Genomic DNA, 19,365 nt, shown 5'->3' with positions numbered 1-19,365 from the left:
CAAATCCTCAAGCGACTCTTGTCCGGAGTTTTAGCTGATGTCCACGACCGTCATTCCACCGTTAGAAGATCCGGTGTCCCCCTACGAATTTCCCGATTCAAGAAAACTCCACGACGCGGCCGAACGCGCCCTCGACTATTACCTCACACCCGCAGCCCGGATCATGGCCACGCCCTACACCCCAAACGACATGTTCATGGTCAACCCGCAAACCGACACGGAGTCCTTGCTGGCCAACGCCTGCGAGTCACTCGCGTCAGCCACGGTCATGCTCGGTGACTTTGCCGGCCTGCTGGAAGGGCCGAACCGCAAGACCCTGTTGGGCATTGCGCAAGTGGTGATGTTGGGGGAGTTGGCAGTTAATCAGGCGTTGGAAAATGTAGAGGTAAAGCAATAAGCGCCGCTTTCGAAGCCAGGGTCCGCGCCCTGGCTTCGAAGGTTCTGATCGATATAGAAAGTTGAAACTGTGTCAGCCCTCGTTGCTACGCAACTCTTCGATACTGATCTCACGCATCCGGAATTTCTGGATCTTGCCCGTCACCGTCATCGGAAATTCCTCGACGAATTTAAAGTAACGCGGCGTCTTGAAGTGGGCGATGCGTTCCTTGCACCACGCTTGCAGCTCTTGTTCGGTGGCGCTGTGGCCGGGATGGAATTTGATCCAGGCGACGATCTCTTCGCCGTAGCGTGAGCAGGGAATGCCGATCACCTGCACGTCCGCCACCGCTGGATGGGTGAAGAAGAACTCTTCCAGTTCGCGCGGGTAAATGTTTTCGCCGCCACGGATGATCATGTCCTTGTTACGGCCGGCGATGCACACGTAACCCTCGTCGTTCATGCTCGCCAGGTCGCCGGTGTGCATCCATCCCGCTGCGTCGATGGCTTCGGCGGTGGCATTCGGGTTGTTCCAGTAGCCGAGCATCACGCTGTAGCCACGGGTGCACAGTTCGCCGATGGTGCCGCGTGGCACCGGGTTGCCGGCCTCGTCGATGATCTTGCTTTCGAGTTGTGGCTGGGTGCGACCGACGGTGGTGACACGCAGTTCCAGTTCGTCGGATGGCCCAGTCTGCAGGGAGACAGGACTGGTTTCAGTCATGCCGTAGGCGATCTGCACTTCGCTCATGTGCATTTCGCTGATGACCCGGCGCATCACTTCGATCGGGCAAGTGGCGCCGGCCATGATGCCGGTGCGCAGGGTCGACAGGTCGAACTCGGCACGTTGCGGCTGATCGAGCATGGCGATGAACATGGTCGGCACGCCGTACAGCCCCGTAGCCTTTTCTTCGGCGACGGTGTTCAGGGTCAGCAGCGGATCGAAGGCATCGTTGGGATAAATCATCGTGCTGCCGTGGGTGATACAGCCGAGGTTGCCCATGACCATGCCGAAGCAGTGATACAGCGGCACCGGGATCACCAGCCGATCAGCGGCGGTCAGGCCGAGGCTTTCGCCAACCATGTAACCGTTGTTGAGGATGTTGTAGTGACTGAGGGTCGCGCCCTTGGGGAAACCGGTGGTGCCGGAGGTGTACTGAATGTTGACCGGTTGATCGAAGTGCAGGCTGTCGCTGCGTTCACGCAATTGTTCTGGAGAGACACTGGCGGCCAGATCTGCCAGTTGCGACCACGGGAGAAAACCCGAAGGCGGTTGTGGATCGAGACTGATCAGACCGCGCAACTCCGGCAGGCGTTCGCTGTGCAGTTCGCCGATGGATTGCTCGGCCAGTTCCGGCAGCAAGCCTTGCAGCATGCCGTGATAGTTGGAGCTCTTGAACGCCCCGGCGCAGACCAGCCATTGGCAACCGGATTGCTTGAGCACGTATTCGAGTTCGGAACTGCGGTAGGCCGGGTTGATGTTGACCAGAATCACGCCGATTTTCGCGGTGGCGAACTGAGTGATGCACCACTGCGCGCAGTTCGGCGCCCAGATGCCGAGCCGGTCGCCGGCCTGCAAACCCAACGCCAGAAGCGCTCTGGCATGCACGTCCACCGCGTCGGCCAGTTGCCGCCAGGTGTAACGCAGCTGCTGATGACGCACCACCAGCGCCTCGCCGTCCGGGTACTGCGCGACGGTCTCGTCGAACTTCTGCCCGATGGTCATCGCCAGCAAGGCTTTGTCCTGGGAACCACGGGTGTAGCTGCGCTGCGGGTTTGTACTGGGTTGATCCATGACGACCCCTATTGTCTTTATTAGTGGGTGTTGGACGGGAGCCATATGAGCTCCGACCGTTCAGAACTGGCCCTACTCTCGCTCAAGTTGACGTTAACGTAAAGGGTGATTGACAGCCATTCGTCACAGGCTTACGTTAACGTAAAGGTGAGAGCCAAACCGCCGCCCTCCCCGCCCTACAAAAAAGCCAAAAGGTGACCCATGAGCTACCCATCCCTGAACTTTGCCCTCGGCGAAACCATCGACATGCTGCGCGATCAGGTTCAGTCCTTTGTCGCCAAAGAGATCGCCCCGCGCGCCGCGCAGATCGACAGCGACAACCTGTTCCCGGCCGATCTGTGGCGCAAGTTCGGCGACATGGGCCTGCTCGGTATCACCGTGCCGGAAGAGTACGGCGGCGCAGGCCTGGGTTACCTGGCGCACGTCGTGGCGATGGAAGAAATCAGCCGTGGCTCGGCTTCCGTGGCGTTGTCCTACGGCGCCCACTCCAACCTCTGCGTGAACCAGATCAACCGCAACGGCAACCACGAACAGAAATCCAAATACCTGCCAAAACTGATCAGCGGCGAACACGTCGGCGCACTCGCGATGAGCGAACCGAATGCCGGTTCCGACGTGGTCTCGATGAAACTGCGCGCCGATAAACGCGGCGACCGTTTCGTGCTCAACGGCAGCAAGACCTGGATCACCAACGGCCCCGACGCCAACACCTACGTGATCTACGCCAAGACTGACCTGGAAAAAGGCCCCCACGGCATCACCGCGTTCATCGTCGAGCGCGACTGGAAAGGCTTCAGCCGCAGCAACAAGTTCGACAAGCTCGGCATGCGCGGCTCCAACACCTGCGAACTGTTCTTCGATGACGTCGAAGTGCCGGAAGAGAACATCCTCGGCGTACTCAACGGCGGCGTGAAAGTGCTGATGAGCGGCCTCGATTACGAACGCGTCGTGCTGTCCGGTGGACCGACCGGGATCATGCAGTCGTGCATGGACCTGATCGTGCCGTACATCCACGACCGCAAGCAGTTCGGCCAGAGCATCGGCGAATTCCAGCTGATCCAGGGCAAAGTCGCCGACATGTACACCCAGCTCAACGCCAGCCGCGCCTACCTCTACGCCGTGGCCCAGGCCTGCGAGCGCAACGAAACCACGCGCAAGGACGCCGCCGGCGTGATCCTCTACACCGCCGAACGCGCCACGCAAATGGCCCTCGACGCAATCCAGATTCTCGGCGGCAACGGTTACATCAACGAATTCCCAGCCGGCCGTCTGCTGCGTGACGCCAAACTGTACGAAATCGGCGCCGGCACCAGTGAGATCCGTCGCATGCTGATCGGTCGCGAACTGTTCAACGAAACCCGCTAAACGGAGCTGTCCATGGCTATCCTGCATACCCAGCTCAACCCTCGTTCAGCGGAGTTCGCCGCCAACAGCGCGGCAATGCTCACTCAGGTCGACGCCCTGCACACCCTGCTCGCCCAAGTGGCACAGGGCGGTGGCGCGAAAGCTCAGGAACGGCACACCTCGCGGGGCAAACTGCTGCCGCGTGAGCGGATCAACCGCTTGCTCGATCCGGGCTCGCCGTTTCTGGAAATCAGTCAGCTGGCTGCTCACGCTGTGTACGGCGAAGACGTGCCCGCCGCTGGCGTGATTGCCGGGATCGGTCGCGTGGAAGGCGTCGAGTGCATGATCGTCGCCAACGACGCGACAGTGAAAGGTGGCTCGTACTATCCGCTGACTGTGAAGAAACACCTGCGTGCCCAGACCATCGCCCAGCAGAACCGCCTGCCGTGCATCTATCTGGTGGACTCCGGTGGCGCCAACCTGCCGCGTCAGGACGAAGTGTTCCCGGATCGCGAGCACTTCGGGCGGATCTTCTTCAACCAGGCCAACATGAGCGCCATGGGCATTCCGCAGATTGCCGTGGTCATGGGCTCGTGCACCGCGGGCGGGGCGTATGTGCCGGCGATGGCTGACGAAGCGATCATGGTGCGCAATCAGGCGACGATTTTCCTCGCCGGCCCGCCGCTGGTGAAAGCCGCCACCGGTGAAGTGGTCAGCGCCGAAGACCTCGGCGGGGCCGATGTGCATTGCAAGATTTCCGGGGTCGCCGACCATTACGCCGAAAGCGATGAGCACGCCCTCGCCCTCGCCCGCCGCAGCATCGCCAACCTCAACTGGCGCAAGCTCGGCGAAGTACAGCGGCGCACGCCGATTGCGCCGCTGTACGCCAGCGACGAGTTGTACGGTGTGGTGTCGGCGGACGCCAAGCAGCCGTTCGATGTGCGCGAAGTAATTGCGCGGCTGGTCGACGGTTCGGTATTCGATGAGTTCAAGGCACTGTTCGGTACGACGCTGGTGTGCGGCTTCGCTCACCTGCACGGCTACCCGATCGCGATCCTCGCCAACAATGGCATCCTGTTCGCCGAAGCCGCGCAGAAAGGCGCGCACTTCATCGAACTGGCCTGCCAGCGCGGCATCCCGCTGCTGTTCCTGCAGAACATCACCGGCTTCATGGTCGGTCAGAAGTACGAGGCCGGTGGCATCGCCAAACACGGCGCGAAACTGGTGACCGCCGTGGCATGCGCCAAAGTGCCGAAATTCACCGTGATCATCGGCGGCAGCTTCGGCGCCGGTAACTACGGCATGTGCGGGCGGGCCTACGATCCGCGTTTCCTGTGGATGTGGCCGAACGCGCGGATCGGCGTGATGGGCGCCGAACAGGCGGCCGGCGTGCTGGTTCAGGTCAAGCGCGAACAGGCCGAACGCAGCGGCCAGGTCTTCAGCCCCGAGCAGGAAAGCGAGATCAAGCAACCGATTCTCGACCAGTACGAAGAGCAGGGTCACCCCTACTATTCCAGCGCACGGCTGTGGGACGACGGCGTCATCGACCCGGCGCAGACCCGCGATGTACTGGCCCTGGCCTTGTCCGCGTCGTTGAACGCGCCTATCGAACCGAGCCGTTTCGGCGTGTTCCGGATGTGATCGGGAGAACCTCATGAGCGACTTCAACACCCTCGAATTGCAGAGCGATCCACGGGGCTTCGCGACCCTGTGGCTGAGCCGTGAAGAAAAGAACAACGCGTTCAACGCCGAGATGATCCGCGAACTGATCCTGGCGCTGGACAAGGTCGCCAGCGACGCCAGCCTGCGTTTCCTGCTGGTGCGCGGACGCGGCAAACACTTCAGCGCCGGCGCCGATCTGGCCTGGATGCAGCAATCGGCCGAACTCGATTACCACACCAACCTCGACGACGCCCGGGAACTGGCGGAGCTGATGTACAACCTCGCCAAACTGAAAATCCCGACCGTGGCCGTGGTGCAAGGCGCGGCGTTCGGCGGCGCGTTGGGGCTGATCAGTTGCTGCGACATGGCGATTGGCGCCGATGACGCACAGTTCTGTCTGTCGGAAGTGCGCATTGGCCTGGCGCCGGCGGTGATCAGCCCTTTCGTGGTGCAAGCCATCGGCGAGCGGGCAGCGCGGCGTTATGCGCTGACGGCCGAGCGTTTCGGCGGGCAGCGGGCGCGGGAAATCGGTTTATTGTCGGAAAGCTATCCGGCGACTGAACTGGAGCAGAAAGTCGAACAATGGATCGACAACCTGCTGCTCAACAGCCCCGCCGCCATGCGCGCCAGCAAGGATCTGCTGCGTGAAGTCGGCAACGGCGCACTGACCCCGGCCCTGCGCCGCTACACCGAAAACGCCATCGCCCGCATCCGCGTCAGCCCGGAAGGCCAGGAAGGTCTGCGGGCCTTTTTGCAGAAACGTCCACCGAGCTGGCAAGCCGCAACCACCACCAAGGAGCCGCGTTGATGAGCGCACCTGTTCTCACCACCCTGCTGGTGGCCAACCGTGGCGAAATCGCTTGCCGGGTCATGCGCACCGCCAAGGCGCTGGGCCTGACCACCGTCGCCGTACACAGCGCCACCGACCGTGAAGCCCGGCACAGCCGTGAAGCGGATATCCGCGTCGATCTGGGCGGCAGCAAAGCGGCTGACAGTTACCTGCAAATCGACAAACTGATTGCAGCGGCCAAGGCCAGCGGCGCTCAGGCGATTCATCCGGGTTATGGTTTTCTTTCGGAGAACGCTGGTTTTGCCCGCGCCATCGAAGCGGCCGGCCTGATTTTCCTTGGCCCGCCGGCCTCGGCCATCGATGCGATGGGCAGCAAGTCCGCCGCCAAGGCGTTGATGGAAACTGCTGGTGTGCCGCTGGTGCCGGGCTATCACGGCGAGGCGCAAGATCTGGACACCTTCCGCGACGCCTGCGAACGCATCGGCTATCCGGTGCTGCTGAAGGCCACTGCCGGCGGTGGCGGCAAAGGCATGAAAGTGGTCGAGGACGTTAGCCAACTGGCTGAAGCCCTCGCCTCGGCCCAGCGTGAAGCGCAGTCGTCGTTTGGCGATTCGCGGATGCTGGTGGAGAAATACCTGCTCAAGCCGCGTCACGTGGAAATCCAGGTGTTTGCCGATCAGCATGGCAATTGCCTGTACCTGAACGAGCGCGACTGCTCGATTCAGCGCCGGCACCAGAAGGTCGTTGAAGAGGCACCGGCACCGGGTCTGAACCCAGAACTGCGTCGGGCGATGGGCGAAGCGGCGGTGCGTTCGGCGCAGGCCATCGGTTACGTCGGCGCCGGTACGGTGGAGTTTTTGCTGGATGCGCGCGGCGAGTTCTTCTTTATGGAGATGAACACGCGGTTGCAGGTCGAGCACCCGGTCACCGAAGCCATCACCGGCCTTGATCTGGTGGCCTGGCAGATTCGTGTCGCCCGTGGTGAGGTGTTGCCGATCACTCAGGATCAGGTGCCGCTGAACGGGCATGCGATTGAGGTTCGGTTGTATGCGGAAGATCCTTCCAATGATTTCCTGCCGGCCACCGGACGTCTGGAGCTGTATCGCGAATCCGCCGCCGGGCCAGGGCGCCGGGTGGACAGTGGCGTCGAGGAAGGCGACGAGATTTCGCCTTTCTACGACCCGATGCTCGGCAAGCTGATTGCCTGGGGCGAGGATCGTGAGCAGGCGCGTTTGCGACTGCTGAGCATGCTTGATGAGTTCGCGATTGGCGGGTTGAAGACCAACATCAACTTCCTGCGGCGGATCATCGGTCATTCGGCGTTTGCGGCGGCGGAGCTGGATACCGGGTTCATTCCGCGCTATCAGGAGCAGTTGCTGCCAGCGCCTGCTGCGCTGAGCGATGAGTTCTGGGATGCGGCGGCGCAGGCTTTTGCGCAGAGCTTGTCGGGGACGGCTCGGGTGGATGATCCGGCTTCGCCTTGGGCAATTCACAGTGGTTTGCGCGCAGGTTTGCCACGAGAAATCACTCTACATTTGAGCTGCGAGGGGCAGGATCGGGCGCTGACGCTCGGTGCTAGTGGCAATGCAAAACTGATCGGCGAGCAATTGGTGATCGAGCGTGATGGTTTGCGTCGACAGCTACGGGCGATTCGTCGTGGAGAGGTTCTGTTTCTGCAATGGGACGGCGAGCTGCGACGCGTTGAAACGTACGACCCGATCAGCGCTGTCGAAGCCAGTCACAGTCATCAGGGCGGTCTGACTGCGCCGATGAACGGCAGCATCGTGCGGGTGCTGGTGGAGGCCGGTCAATCGGTTGAAGCCGGCGCTCAACTGGTGGTGCTGGAAGCGATGAAAATGGAACACAGCATCCGCGCGCCCCATGCCGGCGTGATCAAGGCGCTGTATTGCCAGGAAGGTGAAATGGTCAGCGAAGGCAGCGCACTGGTCGAGCTGGAAGAGGCTTGAGAGGTGGATCGATCCTACGCCTGGCGAGGATCGATCTGACTAGTATTTGGCCGACGCCTGAACCACGACACCGATGATTCGGCACTCGTCGGTGAACAGTGCTTTCGGCCAGGTCGGATTGAGCGGTACCAGGTAACGCTGGCCGCCCTCTTCGATCAGTTTGCGAAAAATCGCTTCATCGCTGTCCGGCCATTGGACGATCACCAGTTTTCCGGGTTCTGCCTCCAGCGCCGGATCCACCAGAATCAGCATGCCCTCGCCGATGCTCTGCCCGGTAGGCGCGGTCATCGAGTTGCCCACCACTGTGAGCCAGAACGCCGGGCCACGGGCGTGGTAATCCGTCAGTTCGAAACGTCGCTTGTCCTTGCCGCTCGAATAGGCCGGTTGGGTTTCACGTGCCTCGATGGGCGTCTTCCAATCGCTGACCGGGTAACGGAAGTAAGGGTTGTACTTCTGCGCCAGCGGCATTTCGTCGTCCTTGTCGACTTGCGGTTCGCGGATCACCACCGCGACTTCGAGATACTCCATACCCAGCGCTTTCAGCACGCGGTTCATCTGCGTGATGCCGGGCTCACGGCGTTTGTTCAGCCAATGGCCGATGCCGCCCTGAGACATGCCGACGCGCTCGCCGAGCTCGACTTGAGTGACGTTGAGTTCACTCATTTTGGCCTTGACCAACTCAATCCATTTATCCATGTGCGGCACCATACGTGCCCGCCTTCGGCCGGCAAAACACATATTGTAGTATTTAAATTCTGGTCACAAATACTATAGGTACTATTCTTGGGTCACGGATTTGAATCGACCAAGGAGTGACCTTTCACCATGAATATCACCAGCAACGACCTGCCCGACCTTCAAATGGATACCACTTTCAAGTCTCCACAGGGCTGCGCCGCCGCGCAGCGGGCATTGGACTATTACTTGAAACCGGCTGTGTCAGAACAGGGAGTGGAAGAACGTTTTTTCGGCGTGAACAGTAATTTGAGTGGCGAAGAATCCCTGGTCCACGCCTCGGATTTGCTGCGATGTGCGGCGGCCACGGCGTTCAAGGCTGCAGACGGCTTGCAAGGCGTCAGTAGGGATCTGGCGTTTTCGGTAGTGCACATGGTGGACATGGCACGGGCGATGGTCGATCACTCGCTCGATGGCGGTGTTCGCTGAAGACGGACAGGAAAGAATTTTCCAATCGCGCAGATAAAAACGTTTGACTTGCAAATGATAATGATTATTATTGCAAGCAACTGGTCGCGAGATCAGTCGATGGACCAGAGACCTTAGGTCGGTCTTCTGGACTATCTCCTCATCAGGCTAATCACGGTTTTTGACCCGGCTTTTTGCCGGGTCTTTTTTTTGCCAGTTTTCTGGCTTGTGGCTTCAGGCTAATGAAGTCTTTGGGTGCTGCAAATTCGGTGGCGCGGATAATATCAAAAGAATATCGCTTGGCAAGGGAACCCCGTCCGCATTGGGGAAAAGTAATGCCAATTAGCACTTGAGAATCAATCGCACAGCTACTAAGCTGCACCCGCGTCATGGAAGACGCCCCCCGCCACACCCCGCAATTTCCCTCGGTTTCACCCCTGTCTTGCGTGTAAAGTAGCCGCCATAAAAATCATATTCAGGAACCGATTATGACCGTGGCCAAATCTTCGTTCGACATCAGCGCCAACTTCGACAGCGGCAACATCCAAGTCATCGACATCAGCAACCCGCTCAACCCGGTTCTGGCAATTCGGCCAGATACCCGCAGCGCTCATTTCCAGTGGTTCCACTTCAAGGCCAGCGGCCTGCATGTTCATCAGGAACACTGGTTCCGCCTGGTCAACGCCAGCCAGTCCTCCTACAACAAGGCCTGGACCGGCTATCAGGCCGTCGCTTCCTACGACCACGTCAACTGGTTCCGCATTCCGACCCAATTCGAAGGCGACAGCCTGCGTTTCTGCCTTGAAGCCGAGCAGACCCACGCCTGGTTCGCCTACTTCGAACCTTACAGCCGTGGCCGTCATGACTGGCTGATCGAGCAAGCGCTGACCAAGGCCGGCACCGAACTGCTGGCCACCGGCAAAAGCGTCGAAGGCCGCGATATCCAGCTGCTGCGCAAAGGCACCGGCGCCGAAGGTCGACGCAAGATCTGGATCATCGCCCAGCAACATCCGGGCGAGCACATGGCCGAATGGTTCATGGAAGGCGTGATCGAGCGTCTGGAACATCACAACGATCCAGTGCTGAACAAGCTGCTGGAAGGTGCCGATCTGTATCTGGTGCCGAACATGAACCCGGACGGTGCCTTCCACGGCCACCTGCGCACCAACGCCATGGGCCAGGACCTGAACCGCGCCTGGCAGAACGCCAGTCAGGAAGTCAGCCCGGAAGTCCTTTTCGTACAGCAGCAGATGGAAAAGTACGGCGTCGATCTGTTCCTCGACGTACACGGCGACGAAGAAATTCCCCACGTATTCACCGCCGGTTGCGAAGGCAATCCGGGCTATACGCCACGGATCGAGAAACTGGAAGAGCACTTCCGCAGCCACCTGAAACACACCACCAAAGACTTCCAGACCAAGTACGGCTACACCCGCGACGAACCGGGCCAGGCCAACATGACCCTGGCCTGCAACAGCGTCGGCCAGAAATTCGACTGCCTGTCGTTGACCCTGGAAATGCCGTTCAAGGATCACGACGACGCGCCGAACCCGCTCACCGGTTGGTCGGGCCAACGCTCGAAACAATTGGGCAAGGACGTGCTGACCACCATCGCCGACATGGTCGACACCCTGCGCTGATCCCCCCTGTTTCTCGCCCCATGAAAGATCGCAGCTCTGTCTGCGATCTTTTTTTTGCGCCGCACTTTTACCCAATCAGGTTGCAAAACAAAACCAGATTACCTACCGTCATTCCAGTTTCCATTTGAAACCAGAAAAGGAATCAGGACATGAACGCGCAAAATCTCGGCAGTGGTGTCGTGCTGCTGTTCGCTATCGCCTGCGGCCTGGCCGTGGGCAACGTGTATTACGCGCAACCGTTGCTGGACGCCATGGCCGACGCCTTCAACCTGTCACCCGCGAGCATCGGCATCGTCATCACGCTGACCCAGGTAGGCTACGGCATAGGGCTGGTTTTACTCGTGCCGCTCGGCGATCTGCTCAACCGTCGACGCTTGATCGTCACGCAAACCCTGCTATCGGCTGCAGCCTTGCTGATGATCGCACTGGCAACCAACGGCATCTGGCTACTGATCGGCATGACCCTGACCGGCCTGCTCGCCGTCGTTACTCAGGTGTTGGTGGCCTATGCGGCAACCCTGGCCATTCCGGCGCAACGCGGTCGTGTCGTCGGTGTGATCACCAGCGGCATCGTGGTCGGCATTTTGCTCGCGCGCACCGTGGCGGGCGGGATGGCGGATCTGGCCGGTTGGCGGGCGATTTATCTGTTGTCGGCGGGACTGACGCTGGTCATGGCGCTGTTGTTGTTTCGTGTACTGCCCAAGGACGAGAGCCCGCAACCGGCAACGTCCTACGCAGCCTTGATTACCTCGGTGTTCGGCCTGTTTCGAGAGGAACCAGTGTTGCGGCAACGGGCGATTCTGGCCCTGCTGACCTTCGCCAGTGCCATGGTCCTGTGGACGCCAATGGTTTTGCCGCTGGCCGCCCCGCCGCTTTCACTTTCCCACAGCGAAATCGGATTGTTCGGACTGGCCGGCGCGGCGGGGGCATTGGCCGCCGCAAGAGCCGGACACTTGGCGGATCGCGGATTCGGGCAATGGGTCAGCGGCCTGTCCCTGCTGCTGATGCTCGGCTCCTGGCTGCCGATTGCATTCACCCAATCCTCATTATGGGCGCTGTTGCTCGGCGTGATCACCCTGGATCTGGGTTTGCAGGCTGTGCATGTCACCAGCCAAAGCATGATCTACAGCGTCCGCCCAGAGGCACAGAGCCGACTGACCGCCGGCTACATGCTGTTTTACTCGATTGGCAGCGCCCTGGGCTCAATCGCCTCGACAGCCATGTACGCCTGGGCAGGATGGCCGGGTGTCTGCTGGCTGGGTGCTGGAATCAACATCGTCGCACTGCTGTATTGGTGGCGAACATTGGCACCGCAAAAACGTGGCGAGCAAATGTGCTCCCTCGCCACGCCGGATTAACGTCTGCAGTCAGTTGCGATTGCGTCCCCGCAGCATGCTGTCGAGCACCTCGTCGCGGCGCACCCAACCATGGAACAGCGCCGCCGCCAGGTGCAACAGCACGGTCAGAAACAACAGATACGCCAGATAACCGTGCGCCTTTCGCAACAGCGCAAACACTTGGGCATCTGCCGGCAGGATCGACGGCAACTGCAGCGAGTGGCCAAGCATCACCGGATCGCCCGCAGCACTGATCATCGCCCAGCCCAGCAGCGGCAACACCAGCATCAAGGCGTACAGCAACAGGTGCGACGCCTTGGCTGCCATCACCTGCCAGCCCGGCAGATCCTCCGGCAGTGGCGGCTGACGCGTACCCAGTCGCACCAGAATGCGCACGATCACCAACAGCAGGATCGCGATACCCAGCGGCTTGTGCAGGTTGATCAGCCATTCATGCCGCGCCGACACCGAAGTGACCATGCCGGCCCCGATGAACAACATGGCAATGATCATCAAAGCCATCATCCAGTGCAGCAGCCGCGCCAGCGGATTGAAATGCGTCGGTGGCGTTCTCATGGGCGTGCCTCCTGTTTGGCAGTGGGCAGTTGGCTGACTTCGCTGGTGCGGCGCAGGTAGGAATCGGCGTAGCCGGCTGAACGAGCAGCGAGCAACGGGTCGTCGGAACCTTCAATCCCGGCGGGCAGGACCAGTGGGTCGTAGTTGATGTCGCGGCATTCGCCACTGAGTTGCGGCTGGGTCTTTTCCAGCACCAGGGTGCCGGCGTTCAGTACTTTGCGACCGGCAGGCCAGTTCTTGCTCGCATCGTTCACCGGATCGTCAGCGTTGGCCAACGTGATGTTCAACTGAAAGCGCAGCGGCCCTTCGGCCAGACGTTGCACCAAGTCCTTTTCAAGGAAGTCGCTACCTTCCGGAGCCGTAGCGCCCGCTGCATCCTGTGCCAACGGAGTCATGCTCCAGCGCACGGCCTGCTTCTTGCCGCTGGCATCGACCAGATAGAACGCATTGATACTGTTGTAGGTTTCCGTGACATAGCTGGCCGACGGTTTGGCCGTCTTCACCCAGGTCAGGAACGGTACGGCTTCCGGGTGTGAGGCAAAGAACGCCGGGACCTTGGTCGGATCCGGTTTGCCCGTTGCCGGATCCGGCGACTGCGCCTGCTGCAACTGATAGAACGCTTCCGGGGTGCCGACCGGGAACACCGGCATGCTGTTCATCCCGGTGCGCCATTGCTGGCCGTTGGCCTGGGTGAAACGCAGCGCCAGGCTGCGAATCGGTACGGCGCTGTCCGGTGCATAAGGATTACCCGCCGGCAGCGCGAATCGCCCGACTACCGGGGTGCGTGGCTCATTGAACACCTGCGCGACAGAGTAAGGGCGCGCCTCACCACTGCTTTCGAAATGGCCGATGACGCAAACACCCTTGGCGTGATTGCGACGAAACCCCGGATGCACGCCGTTGTTCTTTTCCAGCACATCGACCAACGCTTTTGGTGTCAGTCGTTGTGGGTCAAAGTTGCCGTGAACGTAGGCAAACGCCCCGGCCACGGCTGCGACAACAACGGCGATACCGCCGAGACGCAACACCAGGCTCGCGGCACTTAGAGGCGGGCGTTGTGGGCCGCCGGGCGGTGAGCTGCGATCAACCATGAAAGACTCCAGGGCCATCGGCCACAAGTAGGAAGAATCAGCAAGACGCACGCCATCAGGATTTATTCCACAGCCCGGTATTTATTTTTCCGAACGTGGAATAACCTCGAATGCCGGGCGTCTTCCTAGTCCACAGCGTAGTGACTAGCAGAACTTCATGAGCGAATTCGACGAACAACTGAGAGAAATCATTCCCAGATTGCGGCGCTTTGCCGTGTCGTTGACGCGCAACGCCAGCAGCGCCGACGACCTGGTCCAGGCCAGCCTTGAACGTGCCCTCTCCAGTTGGGGTGACAAGCGCGCCGAGGGCGATCTGCGCGCGTGGCTGTTTTCGATCCTGTACCGCCAGTTCCTCGATGCGCACCGGCGCTCCCGGCGCTACGCCCGGATGCTCGAATTCTTCACTGGTCGCGATGACGCCGAACCTTCGGTGGAACGCACCGTCATTGCCCAATCGACCCTGCAAGCCTTCGATCGCCTGCCCACCGAACAGCGCGCCCTGTTGTTGATGGTGTCGGTGGAAGGCTTGACCTATAAGGAGGTCGCCGAGATTCTCGACGTCCCCACCGGCACCGTGATGTCGCGCCTGTCCCGCGCCCGCCAGGCTTTGCGCCAGCTCAGCGACGGCGAAATCAGCAGCCCTTCCTTGCGGATACTCAAATGATCAGCCTGCCCCCCAGCGAGCGTGATTTGCACGCCTACATCGACCACCAGCTCAGCGACGCCGACCGGCGTGTGCTGGAAAACTGGCTGGCCAGCCACCCCGACGACGCCGCGTTGATCCGCGCCTGGCAACAGGATGCCCAGCACCTGCGCGCCGCTCTCGGTGGCGCGTTGCAACAACCGGCCAACCCGGATCTGGACCCGGCGCTGATCCGCCAGCGGCTCAAGCATCGTTCACGCCGACGCTGGGCCAGCGCGGCAGTGTTGCTGATAGCGGTCAGCCTCGGCGGTGTCAGTGGCTGGCAGGCCCGGGAAATGACCTTCGTGCGCTCGATAGCGCCGATGAGCGATGCCCTGCAGGCGTACCGTCTGATCGCTCAGCAAGGGATCCTGCCGGCGGACTACAAGGTCGGCGGCGCAGGTGACATGCAGCGTTGGCTCGACCGCTACTTCACGCAGGCCAACCGTCTGCCGGACCTTACCGCAGCCGGGTTTCAACCGGTCAGCGGGCGCCTGCTGAGTACCGATGAAGGCCCGGCAGCGATGGTCATGTATGAGGATCAAAACGGGCACAAAGTCAGTTTCTACGTGCGCCCGCCGGGGCCGAAGAATACCTTTCTGCCACGGGGTAGCCGTCGCGACGGGGATCTGCAGGCCGAGTACTGGTCCGGCGACGGTTACAACTACGCCATGGTCAGCCCGACCGATACCCCGGCGGCGCCGTTGCTCCAGCACACCGAGCGCTTCTGACCGGCTCAGAAGCCGACATCCAGCACCACATTGTCCAGATAGGTGCCGGCGGGCGGCGTGGTCTGGTCGGTGTAGATCTTCGCGTTGTAGTTGAAGATCTGACTGCCGGTGCCCAGGCCATTGCCGGGATTGACCTCGGCATCGGTGCTGGCCCGACGTGCTGCGCCGACACTGCCCCAGCGGGTGGTGCCGGCGCTTTTGAAAATGTCGTAGGCCAGATAGTTACTGCCGGAAATCATTCGTCGTCGACCACCGACGCTGACCGGATTCTGCCCGTCGCCCAAACCCACGGTGTAGGCACTGCCCTTGGTGCACGCCAGATTGATGGTCTGCCCAGTCACCGGGGTGAACGCGCTGATCACCGGTGCGCTGCCAAACGCGATGTTGGGCGCGGTGATGGTGCAATCGTTGGACACGGTCAGGTTGACCGTCAGGGTCGTGGTGCCGCTGTTGATGTCGCGCCCCAGGCAGAGTCCGCCGACCCCGATGCCCGAACAGTAATTCCAGTTCCAGAAGATACTCAGGGTTTCGGTGTACACCCCGGCTGCCACATTGCTGCCAATCGTTGTGCCGAGGTACAGCGGCACGGTTTTCGGCACGGTGCCGCCCAACAATCCCAGCGCATCGATAATGCCGTTGCGGGCGAAGTCATAAGCCGTGCCCCGGGTCAGCGGGTAACTGGTGCTGTTGTTGGCGTAGATCGTGTAGCCGATGACGTCTCCGGTGGGCCCGAGCAAGCCGCTCTGGGTGGAGGTCACCGTGGCCCAGAAGTGATCGTTGTTGGCCAACAACGACAACAGCGATCCTGTACAGCTCAACCCGCCGTTGAGTGTGGAACTGGGTTGCGATGTGGTGCGAACCGCAATCGAGCTGATCGTGCCGAACCCAGCCGGTGTGGTGGTGACCACCGAACACAGCGCCTGCGCCGCGCCCGGCAGCATCAGTGCCAGCCACAGGCAGAGCCGTACCCACGTCATTGACATACCAGCGGCCCGATCAGCGGGATCTGATCCTGTTGCAGGTCAACTTTGAACTGCGCCTGACAGGTCTTGCCATCCGCCAGCGTCACCCGCAGCGAATTCTGCGCCTGCAGGTTTTCCAGATAGACCAGCCCGTCCCAGCCCACCACGGTGCGCGTGCCACTCTCCTCATGGAGCACGCCGCTGCCCAGCGGCAATTCCTGCTGCTGCGAATCCACCAGCACGATGCTCGCGGCAATCACACGGCTCAGCGGAAACTCCAGCAGATAGCCACTGCCACGACGCACGGCAATGCGCTGTTCGACATTCGGGCTGCGCACGTTGGCCGGCAGGTTCAGCGGATCGATTTCATATTTGCCACGGTAGTAGGCGCTGCTCCACGGCACCAGCAGGTGACCGTTGCGATCGGTCTGGCCGACCTGCTGGTTCTCGTAACGCACCGGCACATCCGCGTAACCATCGGTGCTGACCACGACGAACGCATCGTCGATGCGATTGGCGGCGAACACTTGGTGATCCATCCACACCAGCGAACCGCTGGCATCGGCCCAGCGGGTTTCTGCCTCCGAAGTGCCGTAGACGCCAGCCTGCAACTGCACCGATTGCAGACGCCACGTCACGTCAGCCTGACGATAATCAGGACCGTCGCCGTTGGCATAACCGAGGTTGAAGCCCACCCCGCCCTCGGACGGTACGGCGCGGCTGTAGTTGACCCGTTGTTGAGTCTGCCCGGTCTTGCTGCGTTCGCTGCTGATGGCCAGGCTGCCGCGCAGGTCGAAGGGGATCACCAGTTGCGCCTGCACCGCCCAGTTGGCGTCGCCGATTTCGCGGTTGGCCGACAGGTAGAAACTGCTGTTGCGCCACAAGGGTTTGCTCCAGCTCAGGTTGAGCAACCGCGTGCGGGAATCGTCCGCCGCCCGGATATCGAAATAGCCGACACCCAGACTGCCCCAGCGCTCAAGGTTGAGGCTCAGGGTCGCCTGCTCGCTGCGCTTGCTGAGGCTGGTGTAAGGACTGTCAACCACCGTGAGGTCGGCGTACTGGTCACGCCGTTGCAACCGTTGCCAGGAAAAGCTGAAACGCTGGGCGCTGTACTGATAACCGAGACTGTATTGCTGACCGCCCTCACCGTCGAAACGGCTCTGGCTGATCGCACTGTTGAGCACCCCGAAATTGCCCAGCCGCAGGTTGCCGCCGAGCCCGCCGAGGGTCAGTGAATCGGCCGCTTCGGCGTGGCTTTCCAGCGTGAAACTGTCGCTGATGCCGTAACGAAGGCTGCCCGAAGTCACGCCCGGTCCGTAGCTGAAATCCTTCAGCCCGTAATCCCGGCGCAGCGTACCGGCGCTGATCGAGAAATCGCTCAAGCCCTTCTGTAACAGGCTGCTGGTGACATAGAACGGCACGGTGGTCGATACCTGCCGACCCAGCGCATCGGTGGTCACCACTACGGCTTCGCCCGCGCCGTTGATGAAGGGGATGTTGGTCAGGGTATACGGTCCCGGTTGCAAATCGGTACTGCTGGACTTGTAGCCGTTGATGAACAGATCCACTGAGGATGGCACCGCCGCTTCACCGGCGAACTGCGGCAGCGGATAGGTCACCAGATCCGGGCGCACCGCAAAATCCCGAGAGAACTGCACGCCCCCCAGACGCACCGAGCTGCTCCAGGGCAACGCGCCGCTGACCACGTCCCCCGCCTCGTAGGTCAGCATCCGCTCGTCGTCGGAGTAACGCCACGTGGTGTCGTAGCGCAAATAGCCATTGTTCAGCGTGCTGACTGCATCACCCGACAAGGTGCGCCGGTACTGCCCGGTGTTGGAGAGCGTGCCCCAACTGTCGAACACCCGCACCTCGTTCCACGCCGCCAGATAAGTCCCCGCGTCGTCGGTATCGTTGAGGTACAGGTCATAGTTGAACAGCGCGCCGAAACTGCTCAGCGCCGGAGTACGCGGGTAGACCTGACGATTGCCGATGAACTGCTCCGGCAGCCAGTCCGGTGGCACATCGAGCAGCAGTCGCTGGCCGACACTGTCGTAGTCGCTGTGAAGTCCCGGCAGACCGTCGAGATCGACTTCGGCAGCGGCACTCTCGGGCAGTGTCATGCCGGTGTCGCGCAACACACTGGCCGGCAGGAACAACCGCCCGCCGCGCTGCTCTACCGCCACTACGCGTCCGGTATTCATCTGGTTGACCACCAGTTCCAGAAACAACTGTGCATCGCTGACGGCCTCCATGCCGCTGGGGGGCGGCGGCAGTTCGCCGGCCCCGGATGGATGAATGAACATCAGGCAACACGCGCCGGTGACAAGCCACAACGGACGCTGAATACGGCGAGCCCATCCCGGGCTCATTAGCGTGCTTCGTCCGTCAATGGACTGGTTCCTCCTGAAACCGCTGCTGCCCGCCGGCCAATCGCTTGCCCGGCGGCCCCGCACTACCCGGCCCGCAGGCCGAAATCCTTACTTCGCCGGAGCGATGCTCTGTACCTGTGCCGCGCCATTGATCCGACCGGCCAGTTCTCCCGTTGTTGATCCCGGCGCCGGCCAGCGCATGACCGCGCCGGGCAGCACATAACCCAACAGCCCCTCCGCCAACGGCTTGCTCTGCCCGCCCTGCTTGAGCGCGACATCGGTCAACCGCGCATGCACCGCGCCCTGGTTGCGCACTTCCACATAGGGTTTGCCGTCGACCGAGACCGTGCGCCAGCTCAATTGCGGCAGGCCGATGCCCTTGGGATCACGCTGACGGGTGGTGTCCTCCTTGCTCCACAGGCCGGCACCGTATGCAAACAGGGGCACCGAATAGCGCATCTGGAAGCGAATGGCCGCAGCCGTCTTTCCGGCATCGGCGGCAGGTGGCTGCGCCGAAGGAATTTCGTCGATGATGATCCGGTAGGCCAGTTCCTGGCCGGGCGGCACCTCTTTGGTCCGGGTCAGGCGCACCAGTTGTTTCTGCCCCGGCTCGATCTTCGCCACAGGCGGACTGCCGATCACGTCACGCTGATTCTGGTATTGCTCCTGGAAGCCGTTCTGACTCCAGCCAAACACGCGGATCTGCAGATTCGCAGTTTCACCGCCACGATTTTCCAGCCATAACGCGCTGGCCTGCTGATCGGCTTCGAGCACCGGATCGATCGGCCAGATCAGCACAGAACTGGCCGCCTGCGCCTTGACCGCTCCGAGTGAAGCCAACACCAGCATTGCGCAACCCGCCCGCAACAGCCGTGACGAGACAACCCCCATAAACCCGCTCCTT

The 19,365-nt window shown here is 61.3% G+C and carries 18 protein-coding genes; 10 read left to right on the top strand and 8 right to left on the bottom strand.

Features of this window, described 5'->3' with window-relative positions:
* Window positions 1–37: 37 nt before the first annotated feature.
* Window positions 38–397, top strand: coding sequence for a DUF6124 family protein (locus CAG02_RS22890; protein ID WP_085712433.1), 360 nt, complete (start codon window positions 38–40; stop codon window positions 395–397).
* Between the two features lie 72 nt (window positions 398–469).
* Here the strand turns inward: CAG02_RS22890 and CAG02_RS22885 are convergent, their stop codons facing one another.
* A complete protein-coding gene (locus CAG02_RS22885) occupies window positions 470–2,167 on the bottom strand; it encodes an AMP-binding protein (protein ID WP_085712434.1) in 1,698 nt (565 codons plus the stop codon).
* A 201-nt stretch (window positions 2,168–2,368) separates the two neighbouring features.
* Here CAG02_RS22885 and CAG02_RS22880 point away from each other — a divergent pair, with 201 nt between their 5' ends.
* Genes CAG02_RS22880 through CAG02_RS22865 form a run of 4 tightly spaced genes read left to right on the top strand, consistent with a single transcriptional unit; the run spans window position 2,369 to window position 7,930 of the window.
* Window positions 2,369–3,532: an isovaleryl-CoA dehydrogenase gene (locus CAG02_RS22880; RefSeq protein WP_085712435.1), complete on the top strand. Its 1,164-nt coding sequence runs from the start codon at window positions 2,369–2,371 to the stop codon at window positions 3,530–3,532.
* 12 nt (window positions 3,533–3,544) lie between these two features.
* Window positions 3,545–5,152, top strand: a complete 1,608-nt coding sequence (locus tag CAG02_RS22875) for a carboxyl transferase domain-containing protein (protein ID WP_085712436.1) — start codon at window positions 3,545–3,547, stop codon at window positions 5,150–5,152.
* Between the two features lie 13 nt (window positions 5,153–5,165).
* Entirely contained in the window at window positions 5,166–5,981 is an 816-nt protein-coding gene (locus tag CAG02_RS22870) for a gamma-carboxygeranoyl-CoA hydratase (RefSeq protein ID WP_085712437.1), read from the top strand.
* A complete protein-coding gene (locus CAG02_RS22865) occupies window positions 5,981–7,930 on the top strand; it encodes an acetyl/propionyl/methylcrotonyl-CoA carboxylase subunit alpha (RefSeq protein WP_085712438.1) in 1,950 nt (649 codons plus the stop codon). Before CAG02_RS22870 ends, CAG02_RS22865 begins: the two co-directional genes overlap by 1 nt.
* Window positions 7,931–7,969: 39 nt before the next feature.
* Here CAG02_RS22865 and CAG02_RS22860 read toward each other — a convergent pair whose 3' ends face one another.
* Window positions 7,970–8,626, bottom strand: a complete 657-nt coding sequence (locus CAG02_RS22860) for a LexA family transcriptional regulator (RefSeq protein WP_085712584.1) — start codon at window positions 8,624–8,626, stop codon at window positions 7,970–7,972.
* Between the two features lie 129 nt (window positions 8,627–8,755).
* Here CAG02_RS22860 and CAG02_RS22855 point away from each other — a divergent pair, with 129 nt between their 5' ends.
* Window positions 8,756–9,094: a DUF6124 family protein gene (locus CAG02_RS22855; RefSeq protein WP_085712439.1), complete on the top strand. Its 339-nt coding sequence runs from the start codon at window positions 8,756–8,758 to the stop codon at window positions 9,092–9,094.
* A gap of 151 nt (window positions 9,095–9,245) precedes the next feature.
* On the opposite strand, the gene CAG02_RS29660 is transcribed toward CAG02_RS22855, so the two are convergent.
* Entirely contained in the window at window positions 9,246–9,464 is a 219-nt protein-coding gene (locus CAG02_RS29660; protein ID WP_134827404.1) for a hypothetical protein, read from the bottom strand.
* A 97-nt stretch (window positions 9,465–9,561) separates the two neighbouring features.
* On the opposite strand from CAG02_RS29660, the gene CAG02_RS22850 reads away from it, so the two are divergent.
* Both CAG02_RS22850 and CAG02_RS22845 read left to right on the top strand, forming a co-directional pair.
* The gene (locus CAG02_RS22850; RefSeq protein ID WP_085712440.1) at window positions 9,562–10,713 is read left to right on the top strand and encodes a M14-type cytosolic carboxypeptidase; all 1,152 of its coding nucleotides are present in this window, start codon (window positions 9,562–9,564) and stop codon (window positions 10,711–10,713) included.
* A 149-nt stretch (window positions 10,714–10,862) separates the two neighbouring features.
* Window positions 10,863–12,071 carry an MFS transporter gene (locus CAG02_RS22845; protein WP_085712441.1) on the top strand — a complete coding sequence of 403 codons (1,209 nt, stop codon included), beginning with the start codon at window positions 10,863–10,865 and terminating at the stop codon, window positions 12,069–12,071.
* Window positions 12,072–12,080: 9 nt separating this feature from the next.
* On the opposite strand, the gene CAG02_RS22840 is transcribed toward CAG02_RS22845, so the two are convergent.
* Window positions 12,081–12,626 (bottom strand): cytochrome b, encoded by a 546-nt coding sequence (locus CAG02_RS22840; protein ID WP_085712442.1) that lies wholly within the window; start codon window positions 12,624–12,626, stop codon window positions 12,081–12,083.
* Window positions 12,623–13,717, bottom strand: coding sequence for a catalase family peroxidase (locus CAG02_RS22835; RefSeq protein ID WP_085712443.1), 1,095 nt, complete (start codon window positions 13,715–13,717; stop codon window positions 12,623–12,625). Before CAG02_RS22835 ends, CAG02_RS22840 begins: the two co-directional genes overlap by 4 nt.
* 157 nt (window positions 13,718–13,874) lie before the next feature.
* Here CAG02_RS22835 and CAG02_RS22830 point away from each other — a divergent pair, with 157 nt between their 5' ends.
* Window positions 13,875–14,381, top strand: a complete 507-nt coding sequence (locus CAG02_RS22830) for an RNA polymerase sigma factor (RefSeq protein WP_085712444.1) — start codon at window positions 13,875–13,877, stop codon at window positions 14,379–14,381.
* Window positions 14,378–15,130: an anti-sigma factor gene (locus tag CAG02_RS22825; protein WP_085712445.1), complete on the top strand. Its 753-nt coding sequence runs from the start codon at window positions 14,378–14,380 to the stop codon at window positions 15,128–15,130. Before CAG02_RS22830 ends, CAG02_RS22825 begins: the two co-directional genes overlap by 4 nt.
* Before the next feature lie 5 nt (window positions 15,131–15,135).
* Here the strand turns inward: CAG02_RS22825 and CAG02_RS22820 are convergent, their stop codons facing one another.
* From CAG02_RS22820 to CAG02_RS22810, 3 genes are all read right to left on the bottom strand, one after another.
* Window positions 15,136–16,107 (bottom strand): spore coat U domain-containing protein, encoded by a 972-nt coding sequence (locus tag CAG02_RS22820; protein WP_085712446.1) that lies wholly within the window; start codon window positions 16,105–16,107, stop codon window positions 15,136–15,138.
* Entirely contained in the window at window positions 16,104–18,461 is a 2,358-nt protein-coding gene (locus tag CAG02_RS22815; RefSeq protein ID WP_085712447.1) for a fimbria/pilus outer membrane usher protein, read from the bottom strand. The genes CAG02_RS22820 and CAG02_RS22815 overlap by 4 nt, the downstream gene beginning before the upstream one ends.
* A 108-nt stretch (window positions 18,462–18,569) precedes the next feature.
* Window positions 18,570–19,352, bottom strand: coding sequence for a molecular chaperone (locus CAG02_RS22810; protein WP_085712448.1), 783 nt, complete (start codon window positions 19,350–19,352; stop codon window positions 18,570–18,572).
* Window positions 19,353–19,365 lie beyond the last annotated feature (13 nt).

It is taken from the genome of Pseudomonas sp. R43(2017) (assembly GCF_002112345.1).
GTDB classification, from domain to species: Bacteria; Pseudomonadota; Gammaproteobacteria; order Pseudomonadales; family Pseudomonadaceae; genus Aquipseudomonas; species Aquipseudomonas kribbensis.
The sequence above is the reverse complement of the archived record's forward strand: the minus strand, read 5'-3'. Positions and strand labels throughout refer to the sequence as shown.

What these genes read in the sequence shown, in the direction of transcription:
- CAG02_RS22880 (WP_085712435.1), top strand. Translation starts at nt 2,369, where the DNA reads ATGAGCTACCCATCCCTGAACTTTGCCCTCGGCGAAACCATCGACATG.
- CAG02_RS22855 (WP_085712439.1), top strand. Translation starts at nt 8,756, where the DNA reads ATGAATATCACCAGCAACGACCTGCCCGACCTTCAAATGGATACCACT.
- CAG02_RS22860 (WP_085712584.1), bottom strand. Translation starts at nt 8,626, where the DNA reads ATGGATAAATGGATTGAGTTGGTCAAGGCCAAAATGAGTGAACTCAAC.
- CAG02_RS22835 (WP_085712443.1), bottom strand. Translation starts at nt 13,717, where the DNA reads ATGGTTGATCGCAGCTCACCGCCCGGCGGCCCACAACGCCCGCCTCTA.
- CAG02_RS22830 (WP_085712444.1), top strand. Translation starts at nt 13,875, where the DNA reads ATGAGCGAATTCGACGAACAACTGAGAGAAATCATTCCCAGATTGCGG.
- CAG02_RS22885 (WP_085712434.1), bottom strand. Translation starts at nt 2,167, where the DNA reads ATGGATCAACCCAGTACAAACCCGCAGCGCAGCTACACCCGTGGTTCC.
- CAG02_RS22840 (WP_085712442.1), bottom strand. Translation starts at nt 12,626, where the DNA reads ATGAGAACGCCACCGACGCATTTCAATCCGCTGGCGCGGCTGCTGCAC.
- CAG02_RS22845 (WP_085712441.1), top strand. Translation starts at nt 10,863, where the DNA reads ATGAACGCGCAAAATCTCGGCAGTGGTGTCGTGCTGCTGTTCGCTATC.
- CAG02_RS22815 (WP_085712447.1), bottom strand. Translation starts at nt 18,461, where the DNA reads ATGAGCCCGGGATGGGCTCGCCGTATTCAGCGTCCGTTGTGGCTTGTC.
- CAG02_RS22890 (WP_085712433.1), top strand. Translation starts at nt 38, where the DNA reads ATGTCCACGACCGTCATTCCACCGTTAGAAGATCCGGTGTCCCCCTAC.
- CAG02_RS22825 (WP_085712445.1), top strand. Translation starts at nt 14,378, where the DNA reads ATGATCAGCCTGCCCCCCAGCGAGCGTGATTTGCACGCCTACATCGAC.
- CAG02_RS22820 (WP_085712446.1), bottom strand. Translation starts at nt 16,107, where the DNA reads ATGACGTGGGTACGGCTCTGCCTGTGGCTGGCACTGATGCTGCCGGGC.
- CAG02_RS29660 (WP_134827404.1), bottom strand. Translation starts at nt 9,464, where the DNA reads ATGACGCGGGTGCAGCTTAGTAGCTGTGCGATTGATTCTCAAGTGCTA.
- CAG02_RS22810 (WP_085712448.1), bottom strand. Translation starts at nt 19,352, where the DNA reads ATGGGGGTTGTCTCGTCACGGCTGTTGCGGGCGGGTTGCGCAATGCTG.
- CAG02_RS22870 (WP_085712437.1), top strand. Translation starts at nt 5,166, where the DNA reads ATGAGCGACTTCAACACCCTCGAATTGCAGAGCGATCCACGGGGCTTC.
- CAG02_RS22865 (WP_085712438.1), top strand. Translation starts at nt 5,981, where the DNA reads ATGAGCGCACCTGTTCTCACCACCCTGCTGGTGGCCAACCGTGGCGAA.
- CAG02_RS22875 (WP_085712436.1), top strand. Translation starts at nt 3,545, where the DNA reads ATGGCTATCCTGCATACCCAGCTCAACCCTCGTTCAGCGGAGTTCGCC.
- CAG02_RS22850 (WP_085712440.1), top strand. Translation starts at nt 9,562, where the DNA reads ATGACCGTGGCCAAATCTTCGTTCGACATCAGCGCCAACTTCGACAGC.